Source organism: Demequina globuliformis (genome assembly GCF_000975155.1).
Lineage (GTDB): Bacteria > Actinomycetota > Actinomycetes > Actinomycetales > Demequinaceae > Demequina > Demequina globuliformis.
Window position 1 is genome coordinate 288,621 of record NZ_BBRG01000002.1, and the last position, 10,428, is coordinate 299,048.

A 10,428-nucleotide genomic window follows, 5' to 3' on the forward strand; every position below is an offset into this window, starting at 1 on the left:
GTACAGGCCGTGTCACTGCGGGCGAGGGAAACCTGATCGACACGTCTATCTGGGATGATGGCACGGTACGCGACGAAGGGCATTTGACCGACATGTCAGAGACGAACCACGAACGCACGCATCGGCTGGGGCACCGCCCCGGAGCGCCCGTGCCCACGTCCACGTACCGGCTGCAGTTGAATGCCGATTTCACTTTTGCTGACGCAGCCGAGCACCTCGATTACTACGCCACGTTGGGCGTGACCCACCTGTACCTCTCCCCCATCCTCGAGGCGGCGCCGGGCTCGACTCACTTCTACGACGTCGTGGATCACTCCCGGATCGCGGGCGCGCTCGGTGGCATTGATGGACTGCGAGACCTGGCGTGGAAGGCGGGTGAACACGGCATTGGGCTCATCGCGGACGTGGTGCCCAACCACATGTCCGTTCCCACCCCCGCCTTTCACAACAAGGCCCTGTGGTCGGTGTTGCGCGACGGCGAGGACTCCGACCACGGGCACTGGTTCGACGTTGACTGGTCCAGCGGCGACCCGGTGCTCATGCCGGTGCTGGGTCAACGAATCGGGACGGTCCTGGCTAACGGGGAGCTGTCAATCGACACCATGGTGATTCCGGGCTTCGAGGAGGAGGGCGAGGTGCCCGTCCTGAGGTACTGGGACCATGTGTTCCCCATCCGGCCCGGCACCGAGAACCTACCGCTGGCGTCCCTGGTGGACCAGCAGCATTACCGGCTGGCGTACTGGCGGGTCGCCAACGAGGAGCTGAACTACCGGCGCTTCTTCGACGTCGGTTCGCTCGTGGCGGTGCGCGTCGAAGACCCCGACGTCTTTGAGGCCACCCACCGCGTGATCGTCGACCTCATCAAGGACGGCACTCTCCAGGGGCTCCGCATTGACCACCCTGACGGCCTCGCCGATCCCGCGGGCTACATTCACCGGTTGTCCGAGGCAACGGACGGTGCGTGGATCGTCGTCGAGAAAATACTGGAAGATGAGGAGCGGCTACCTACAAGTTGGCGCACCGCAGGCACCACCGGGTACGACGGCGCCTGGCGAGTGGGAGCACTCTTGCGGGACCCGGCGGGGTCCTCTCCCCTCGCAGCCACCCTGCACCGCGTGACCGGCGACGCCATGGGCACCTTGCCGGCCATGATCAACGAGGCCAAGCGCGAGATCGTCAAGGAGTCGCTATCCAGCGAGGTGCACCGGCTTGCCACCATCGCACACACCATTTGCACCACCGACGTGCGCCTGCGTGACCACACGTGGCGATCGCTGTATGACTGCCTGCGGACGTTGTTGATCACCTTTGACCGCTACCGCGCCTACGTGGTGGCCGGGACGCAACCCAAGCCGCCGTCCCTTGAGGCAATTGAGCAGGCCGCAGCGCGAGCCCGCGCGCAGCTCGACGAGGAACGTCACGAGACGCTCGAGGTCGTCGTCGACCTCCTCCAGGGCGCCGAGGTCGGCTCTGCCGGGCGCACCAACGACGCAAACCGCCGCGAGCTCATCACACGCTTCCAGCAGGCATGTGGAGCGGTGATGGCCAAGGGCATCGAGGACACGGCCTACTACCGCTGGACCCATCTGTTGCCGCTGTGCGAGGTTGGCTCGCCCGCCTCTCGCTTTGGCCTGCCTCCCGCCAACTTCCACGCGTGGGCAGACGAACAGCAGTTGCAGTACCCCCACGGCATGACCAGCCTCACTACGCACGACACCAAACGCTCAGAGGATGTGCGTGCGCGCTTGTCCGTTCTGAGCGAGGCGGCCGAGGACTGGGACGCGCTGGTGACGTCGCTCCAGCACGCCACAGCGCAGGTGCGACCGGCGTTGCTCGACGGCCGCACCGAGAACTTGTGGTGGCAGACGCTCGTGGGTACCTCCGACGAGCACGCGTTCATGGACTGGGACCGCCTCGAGGGATATCTCGTCAAGGCCATGCGCGAGGCAAAGACCCACACCACGTGGACGTCTGTGAACGAGGAATACGAATCCGCCGTCCTGTGGTTCGCGCAATCCACCCACGCCGACCGCACGGTGCGCTCCCATGTACATGCGTGGCACACATCGGTGGCCTCCGGGGTGCGCGCGCATGTCCTCGCGATGAAGCTGATCCAGCTCACCATGCCAGGCGTGCCGGACGTGTACCAGGGAACCGAAAGCCTCGCGCCGTCACTCGTCGACCCCGACAATCGCCGTCCCGTGGCGTTCGACGACCTGGCTGCCACACTCGCTCGTCTGGACGCCGGCACTAAACCGCGCAACCTCGCGGAAGAAAAGCTGTGGGTGACGTCCCGCGCCCTTCGCGCCCGTCGCGACCACGCCGAGGCATTCACGGGCGAGGGCGCCGGGTATCACCCGCTACCGTCATCCTCCGGTCACGCCGTCGTCTTTGCCCGCACCGCTGGCGACGCACCGCGCGTCATTACCGCGGCCACGCGTCTGGGGCTCGACCTCGACAAGCTCGGCGGATGGCGCGAGCACACCGTCACGCTTCCGGATGGCACGTGGGAGGACCTGTTGTCGGGTCGCCGCTACGAAGGCGGCACCGTGGAGCTCGCCGACCTCATGCGCCACTTGCCCGTTGCACTCTTGGTGGAGGCGTCATGACCCAGCGTGTGTGGGCACCCGAGGCCGCCTCGGTGGTCGCCGTCGTCGGCTCGCCAGAGTACGCGGACCGGGAGCGTGTGGAACTGACCCGCGAGGCCGACGGCTGGTGGAGCGGACCCACACTCACCCACGGCACCGACTACGCGTACGAGGTCGACGGCGACGGACCGTGGCCCGACCCGCGATCGGCGTGGCAGCCCTACGGGGTACACGGGCCGTCACGAGTCTTCGATGCCTCAAGGCATCGCTGGCAAGACGCGGCCTGGCGGGGCGTCGACGCCTTGGGAGCCGTGTTCTACGAGATGCACGTGGGTACGTTCACGCAGCAAGGCACACTGGATAGCGCCATCGTGCAGCTTGCGGACCTCAAGGCCACCGGCGTGGACATCGTCGAACTGATGCCTGTCGCTCCCTTCCCTGGTCGGCATGGGTGGGGTTACGACGGCGTGGCGCTGTACGGCGTACACGAGGCGTACGGCGGGCCTGCGGCACTGCAGCGCTTCGTGGATGCGGCGCATCGCGAGGGCCTGGGGGTCTGCCTCGACGTGGTGTACAACCACCTCGGTCCGGACGGCAACTACCTGTCGAAGTTTGGCCCCTACTTCACGGATGCCCACCACACCCCGTGGGGCTGGGCCGTCAACCTGGACCAGCCGGACGCCACCGGTATGCGCCGGTTCATCTGCGACAACGCGCTGCGCTGGTTCGAGGACTTCCATATCGACTGCCTGCGCCTCGACGCCGTTCACGAGCTGCGCGACGACTCCGAGCGACACATCCTCGCCCAGCTGTCCGACGAAGTAGCGCAACTCAGTGACAGAGTCGGTCGGCCCCTGGGACTGGTCGCCGAGTCCGACCTCAACGACGCTCGCATGGTCACTCCCACCGCTGACGGCGGGCTTGGCATGACCGCGCAGTGGAACGACGACGTCCACCACGCCCTTCATGCCTACCTCACCGGTGAACGTCACGGCTACTACGTGGACTTTGGTTCCGTCGAAGCCCTGGACAAGGTGTACCGCGAAGTGTTCTGGCACAACGGCACACACTCACCGTTCCGCGGCAAGGACTGGGGCGCTCCCGTGGCGCCGGACGTGGACCGTCGGCGTTTCGTGGTGTGTGCCTCCAATCACGACCAGGTAGGCAACCGTGCGATCGGCGACCGCCCGTCGACGACGTTAAGCGCGGGCGCGCAGGCGACGTCGCTGGCGCTCATCCTGCTGTCGCCCTTTACCCCCATGCTGTTCATGGGTGAGGAATACGGCGAGCGCCGGCCCTTCATGTTCTTCACGGACCACGACGAGCCGCTCGCCACCGCGGTATCGGAGGGTCGCATGAGCGAGTTCGCTGGCCACGGGTGGGAATCGCTCTACGGCGGCGACGTGCGCGTGCCCGACCCGCAAGACCGCACCACGTTCTTGCGGTCCAAACTCGGCTCGGGAATTGGTTCGGAAGGCGAGCCGCACGACTCGCTGCGGCGCTGGGTCTCGGATCTCATGGCACTGCGTCCGCGGGTGTCAGACCGGGCTGCGTGGGAGCGCCACGCTCCTGGCGCGAGCGAGTCCGCGCCGCGCGTCCTCACCGTCAACGGCCCGGTGACGCTCCACGCGAACCTGTCTGAGGCATCGGCCCGCATCCATGACGCTGGTGACGTGGTGGGCACATTCGGGGAGATCGCCCGGGAGGGCGACACCGTGGTGTTGGGGGCCGATGCCGTGGCGCTGGTCGCGCACTAGGCTCCGCCTACGCGCCCAGATACGCGAGTAGCTCGTAGACGAGGAAGGCCGGCCACACGAGCCCTTGAAAGATGGCTCCGACGTGCTCCCAGAACCCATCCGCAACCTGCCAGTAGTAGACGATCGCGCCAAAGATGCCGAGCGCGTAGACCGTTCCGGTGCCAGCCGCAGCCGCATTGCTGTCGCTCATGAGTGATCCCGTCGTTCGAGTTCACTTCCGTGTCTAGCACGCGCCACCCTGAGCGCGCGCGACGAACCGCTCCGTGCGGCCCGCATCGTCAGCTGGGCTCGCCGGTCACCATGGCGTGCAGGCGGGACAGCGCCCTGGCGTACTTCTTGCGGTAGCCGCCGCGCAGCATCTCCTTGGAGAACACATCACCGAGGGAGTGGCCGGAAGCGACAATGCGCACGTCACGGTCGTAGAGACGGTCAACGAGGGACACGAGCCGTAGTGCTTGCGCCTGGTCCGTCAGCGGTGCCACGCCTCGCAAACCCAGAACGGACACGCCTTCGACATAGGCGCCGTACCGACTGGGATGCACGTGCGTGAGGTCTTCCATGAGGGCCGCCCAGTCCTCGCATGCGCCGCCGTCGGCATTGCCTGCGGCCACCACGTCGTCGGTGCGCGCAGGAGCCGGGAACGGCGCGTTTCCGCGGCCGCGGTAGTCGGGGCCGTCAATGGTGATGACCTCGAACACGCTGGAGACGGCCTGAATCTCCCGTTGAAAGTCGTCCGCCGCGAAGCGGCCCTGCCCTAGCGAGCCCGGCAGGGTGTTGGAGGTCGCAGCCAAGGCCACCCCGGCATCGGCCAGTTCGCGCATGAGTCGCGCCATCATGACGGTGTCGCCCGGATCGTCGAGTTCAAACTCGTCGATGCAGACCACCGTGAAGTCCTGGAGGGCTTGGCGCGTGCGTTGAAAGCCGAGCGCGCCCACCAGGTGGGTGTACTCGACAAAGGTGCCAAACGCCGCTCGATCGCCCACATCGCGAGCAATCGACGCGAGCAAGTGAGTTTTGCCGACCCCAAAGCCGCCGTCGAGATAGATGCCACGCCCGGCGCTCGACCGCCGCAGGCGAGCCAGGCCCTTGCGGCTCACACCTGCGGCGAATGCGCGTGCGGCGTCAACGGCCTCACGCTGGCTTTCGAAGTCCGGGTCCGGCCGGTACGAGTCGAAGGACGCGTGGCGAAAATGAGGGGGCGGTACCAGAGAGCCAATCAGGGCCTCGGGCTCCACGTGCGGGCGCCGCCCCACGAGTCGTGCTGTCATTCACTCCCCCACTCGATGCCACCCCGCCTGGAGCGGGACGGCATTGGTCGCACGCGTGGCGCACAGCCGGAGCCTAAAACTCCGGGCTGCGCGCCACGCGTCAACTGTGAACGTTACGCCTCGACCTCGGTGCGGTCGCCGGACCACAGCGTGTGGAAGGTGCCCTCGGCGTCCACGCGCTTGTAGGTGTGCGCGCCAAAGAAGTCGCGCTGTCCCTGGATCACCGCTGCCGGCAGGCGTTCTGCCCGCAGCGAGTCGTAGTACGACAGGGACGACGAGAACGCAGGCGCGGGCACGCCAGCGAGAGCAGCCTGCGAGACCACGCGACGCCACGCGGAAAGTCCACCTGCGACGGCATCCGCAAAGTACGGGTCTACCAGCAGCGTCGCGAGGTCAGCATCGCGCTCGTAGGCCTCAGTGATGCGGTCAAGGAAGCGGGCACGAATGATGCATCCCTCGCGCCAAATCTTCGCCATGTCTCCACGGTTGATGTCCCAGCCGTACTCATCAGAGGCGGCCTGGATCTGGTCGAAGCCCTGCGCGTAGGCAACGACCTTGGATGCGTACAGGGCCAGGCGCACGTCCTCGATGAAACCGGCACGGTCCTTGATGTGGAAGTCCGACGCGTTCGCTGCGAGCACCTCACGCGCAGCCTCACGCTGTGCGCGCTGCGACGAAATGGCGCGAGCGAAGGTCGCCTCGGCAATTCCGGTCACCGGTGCTCCCAGGTCGAGGGCGGACTGCACCGTCCAGCGGCCCGTGCCCTTCTGCCCTGCCTCGTCGACGATGACGTCGACGAGCGGCTTGCCAGTCTTGGCATCCGTCTGCTTAAGGACCTCAGCGGTGACCTCAATGAGGAAGGAATCGAGATCGCCGGTGTTCCAGTCCGCGAAGATGTCACCGATCTCCTTGGGGCTCAGGTTGAGTCCCTCGCGCAGCAGGCTGTAGGCCTCACCAATGAGCTGCATGTCGGCGTACTCGATGCCATTGTGGACCATCTTCACAAAGTGGCCGGCGCCGTCGGGGCCCACGTGCGTGCAGCACGGCGTCCCGTCCTCGGCCTTCGCCGCGATCTTCTCCAGGATGGGCCCAAGCGTCTCGTAGGACTCAGCGGGGCCGCCGGGCATGATCGACGGGCCCAGGAGTGCACCCTCCTCGCCGCCAGACACGCCTGCGCCCACGAAGTGGATGCCCTGTTCACGCAGCGCTGCCTCGCGCCGGCGAGTGTCAGGGAAGTGCGCGTTGCCCGCGTCCACGATGATGTCGCCCTTGTCCAGCAGGGGGACCAGCGCGTCGATCACGGCGTCCGTGGGGCCACCCGCCTGCACCATCACGACGATCGTGCGCGGCTGTGCCAGTGCGTCAACGAAGTCCTGCAGACTCTCGCAACCAATGAACTCACCCTCGGAGCCGTGGTCCTCAATGAGCGAGTGCATCTTCTGCGGGGAGCGGTTGTGGACAGCGACCGTGAAGCCGTTGCGGGCGAAGTTGCGGGCGAGGTTGCGCCCCATCACCGCCAGTCCTGTCACGCCGATCTGGGCAAGCGCCATGGTTCATCCTTCACATGGGAGTCGGGGAATGTCGTTCGCGCCCCCTAGCCTAGTGGCCCGGCGCCGCGTGGCGTACCGGTACCCGCAGGCCCAGCGCCCCTACTCTCGGAACATGGCCAGGGATTTCCCGGAGGCACCGCCCGCCTTCCGCGATGCACTCGTGTCCCTGGGGCGCGCGCAGACGCGCAAAGACGTTGCCCTCGCTGAAAGTCCCGCACCTTCACGCATCGCTCCCTTTGCGGTGGCGATCAACGGTGAGGTCACGGCGGAGGACACCGAAGGGTCCGGGCGATTCGTACTGTTGCATGACCCCGCCGGCAACGACGCGTGGGAAGGCGAGTTCCGCGTGGTCGCCCTGGTCAAGGCGATCGTCACGCCTGAAGTCGGCGGCGACGATATCTGGGCCGACGTAGCATGGTCGTGGCTCGAAGACGCGCTCGCCGGTGTGGCGCACCGTGCTCTCGGGGGTACCGTCACTAAGGTTCTGAATCGCTCCTATGGCGAACTTGCCGAACGTCCACAGGACGTCCACGTTGAGTTGCGGGTCTCCTGGACCCCGCTGGATTCGCAAATGGAGCCGCACATCCAGGCTTGGACCGATCTCATGGCCGCATGCGCTGGCGTGCCGCCGTTGCCAGAAGGAGTGACCATGCTTCCGGGAAGCACCGCATGACGGCCGAGGACGCGCCTGCCGAGTCCACAGCGACGCCGCTCACCGAGCCCGCCGGAGGCGTCCCCGACGTCATCGACACTCCTGAAGCCCTGGCACAGATGGCCGAGGAGTTCGCGCGGGCATCCGGCCCCATCGCCGCCGACGCCGAACGTGCGTCCGGATTCAGATACGGCCAGGCCACCTACCTCGCTCAGTTCAAACGGGCGGGTACGTCGATTGCTCTCGTCGATACCGATGCCCTGCCTGACCTCTCCATCTTGAACGACGCCTTCGGCGACGCAGAGTGGGTGTTCCACGCGGCTAGCCAGGACCTCCCCGGAATGTACGAGTTGGGCCTCACCCCAGCGTCGGTGTTCGACACGGAGCTTGCCGCACGGTTGCTGGGCTGGCCCAAGGTGGGGTTGGCGGCCGTGGTGGAACGCGAGCTCGGGCTCGCCCTCGCGAAGGAACACTCTGCGCAGGACTGGTCAACGCGGCCCCTGCCTCACGACTGGCTCGTCTATGCAGCGCTCGATGTCGAAGTGCTGCTCGAACTTCGTGACGCCATGCACGGGCACCTGGAGGCCGCGGGCAAGCTGGAGTGGGCGAAGCAAGAGTTTGAGGCCGTCCGTACGGCACCGGCTCCGCCGCCGCGCGTTGACCCGTGGCGGCGGACGTCAGGGTCTCACGCCATCCGCGACCAACGAGGTCTCGCCATTGTGAAGGCGCTGTGGGAGGCCCGTGAGAAGGAGGCTCAGCGACGCGATATGTCTCCTGGCCGGCTGCTGCGGGACCGCGCGATCGTCGCCGCCGCCCAGGCGCAACCCGCATCCCTTGACGCCCTAACGGAGGTCGGTGAGTGGCGCTCACGCGGCACCAAGCGCGCCGCACCGCGGTGGTACCCGGTGATCGAGAAGGCCATGGCGCTGCCGGAATCGAAGCTGCCTTCCAAGCGTGGCCCTCGCGGCGACGGACCTCCCCAGCCGCGCATGTGGAAAGACAAGCGCCCTGAGGCCAACGCGCGACTTACCTGTGCGAAGGAACGCATCGCTGCCCTCGTAGACAAGCATGAGATCCCCGCGGAGAACCTCCTCCAACCCGATGCGATGCGCCGGTGCTGCTGGGAGTACCGCGGCGGGGGCGAAGCCGAGATACGCGCCTTCCTCGCTGGTCGCGGGGCACGCGCGTGGCAGATCGACCTGACGGCGCCGGAACTCGCCCAGGCCTTCAGCGACGCCGAACAATTGAGCGACTCCCCCGCCTCCCCCTAACCTCCCCGCCAAATGGCTCCATTTCGCTGTTTTAGGGCCCTATAACGGGCAAATCGTGCCACTGCGCGCTGCTCGCTGCCTCTCGGAAGTCCGGTTGCGGCAGTCCTTCTGACGCAACTGAGGGAACATCAGTCGCTGGTTTTCCACAGTTTTGTGGTTGCCCTCGCGGGCCAGGGGTGGGCGCGGCTAGGGTCGCGTGACATGGGGGCTACTCGAACTCGTATCTCACTGCTATCGGCAGCGGCCGCGTGCGCGGTTGCGGCGCTCGTTGGTTGCACGGGCGGCGATGGGCCCGTTGAGGTGTCGCCTACGGCCGATGCCGGCTCACCTACCGCTACCGTCTCTCCAAGCGCATCGCCGTCCGTGACCGCGTCGCCTTCGCCTAGCAGCACGGCGCTGTCCGAGGAAGAAGTCGTTGCGCAGTTGCCCGCGGCGGCCCGCCCCGCTGACTTCGCGGCTGCGGTTGCATTCGCTGAGTTCTATCTAAACGAGTCACAGTCCATTGCTGGCTCAACCTCCCCGCTCTTCCACGCGTTGTCAGATGAAGGATGCGTGTATTGCGCCAACTCGGCAGCTTGGTCAGCCGATGCAGCTGAACGCTCGTGGAGCGCGTCCGGAGGTGCGATAGCCCTCGGACGCGCTGAAGCGTCGGGCGGACTGCAGGCCGATGGTACGTGGCTCATCGAAGCTCCTGCCGCAATGGACGAGTTGAACTACACAGACGGCACTGGGGCAAAAGTGGAGAGTGTCCCGCCCGATGAGTTCCTTGCTCGAGTCGCGCTCACTCGCCACGGCGATCACTGGGTCGTCTTCGACATCGACATCGACGACATCGAAACATGAGGATTGTCGTCCGGCTCGCGTTGTTCGCGATAGCTTTGCCTCTCCTATTTGCATCCCCCCAAGGCGCGCTGGCCCAAGAGTGCGGAAACGCGGGGGATCCGACGCCCGGTCCGCGCGCGCGTGCCTGCGAGAACAGAATTGAAGCGGTAGTGCAACGCTTGGCGGATGGCAACGGCACAGGCGAAGCGGAAGCGCCAAGTCGACCCGTGTCCACAGCGCTGCCTACGCGTTGGCAGCGTGCGCCGATGTGTATCGGCTGGGCAATGACCGGTGAAGACCCTCACGCACTCAGCGTGGAGTTCTACGGCGCGGTCCCCTCATGTGGAGGCCCCGAAGGCGAAGTCACCCCCACCATCCAATGCAATGAACACGAAGCAGTACAAGACCCACTATGGAGATCAGCACCCATCAACGACACCGCCTACGGCCCCTGGATGCGCGTCAGCGACTACACCTGCACCCAAGACCCCATACACGCGGCAGCAATCAACGCATGGCG

The 10,428-nt window shown here is 66.3% G+C and carries 9 protein-coding genes; 6 read left to right on the plus strand and 3 right to left on the minus strand.

Translation table 11 applies throughout. From position 1 onward, the window contains the following. Nucleotides 1-92 precede the first annotated feature (92 nt). Complete coding sequence (gene treY, locus AOP75_RS09935; protein ID WP_062078945.1) at nt 93-2,609, plus strand: malto-oligosyltrehalose synthase; 2,517 nt, start codon at nt 93-95, stop codon at nt 2,607-2,609. Continuing rightward, nucleotides 2,606-4,345: a malto-oligosyltrehalose trehalohydrolase gene (gene treZ, locus AOP75_RS09940; protein ID WP_062078919.1), complete on the plus strand. Its 1,740-nt coding sequence runs from the start codon at nt 2,606-2,608 to the stop codon at nt 4,343-4,345. The genes treY and treZ overlap by 4 nt, the downstream gene beginning before the upstream one ends. 7 nt (nt 4,346-4,352) lie before the next feature. Here the strand turns inward: treZ and AOP75_RS09945 are convergent, their stop codons facing one another. The 3 genes from AOP75_RS09945 to gnd form a co-directional block, all read right to left on the minus strand. Further along, nucleotides 4,353-4,535 carry a hypothetical protein gene (locus tag AOP75_RS09945; RefSeq protein WP_062078920.1) on the minus strand — a complete coding sequence of 61 codons (183 nt, stop codon included), beginning with the start codon at nt 4,533-4,535 and terminating at the stop codon, nt 4,353-4,355. 88 nt (nt 4,536-4,623) lie between these two features. After that, nucleotides 4,624-5,613, minus strand: a complete 990-nt coding sequence (gene zapE / locus AOP75_RS09950) for a cell division protein ZapE (protein WP_062078921.1) — start codon at nt 5,611-5,613, stop codon at nt 4,624-4,626. Nucleotides 5,614-5,726: 113 nt separating this feature from the next. Next, nucleotides 5,727-7,163 carry an NADP-dependent phosphogluconate dehydrogenase gene (gnd, locus tag AOP75_RS09955; RefSeq protein ID WP_062078922.1) on the minus strand — a complete coding sequence of 479 codons (1,437 nt, stop codon included), beginning with the start codon at nt 7,161-7,163 and terminating at the stop codon, nt 5,727-5,729. A 112-nt stretch (nt 7,164-7,275) separates the two neighbouring features. Between gnd and AOP75_RS09960 the strand changes: the two genes are divergently transcribed. From AOP75_RS09960 to AOP75_RS12905, 4 genes are all read left to right on the plus strand, one after another. Further along, nucleotides 7,276-7,836 (plus strand): DUF3000 domain-containing protein, encoded by a 561-nt coding sequence (locus tag AOP75_RS09960; RefSeq protein ID WP_083966902.1) that lies wholly within the window; start codon nt 7,276-7,278, stop codon nt 7,834-7,836. Continuing rightward, nucleotides 7,833-9,086: an HRDC domain-containing protein gene (locus tag AOP75_RS09965; protein ID WP_062078924.1), complete on the plus strand. Its 1,254-nt coding sequence runs from the start codon at nt 7,833-7,835 to the stop codon at nt 9,084-9,086. The genes AOP75_RS09960 and AOP75_RS09965 overlap by 4 nt, the downstream gene beginning before the upstream one ends. A 201-nt stretch (nt 9,087-9,287) precedes the next feature. Next, complete coding sequence (locus tag AOP75_RS09970; protein ID WP_152650048.1) at nt 9,288-9,929, plus strand: hypothetical protein; 642 nt, start codon at nt 9,288-9,290, stop codon at nt 9,927-9,929. A 263-nt stretch (nt 9,930-10,192) separates the two neighbouring features. Then, on the plus strand, nt 10,193-10,428 hold a 236-nt coding region (locus AOP75_RS12905), incomplete at its 3' end, for a hypothetical protein (protein ID WP_236683142.1).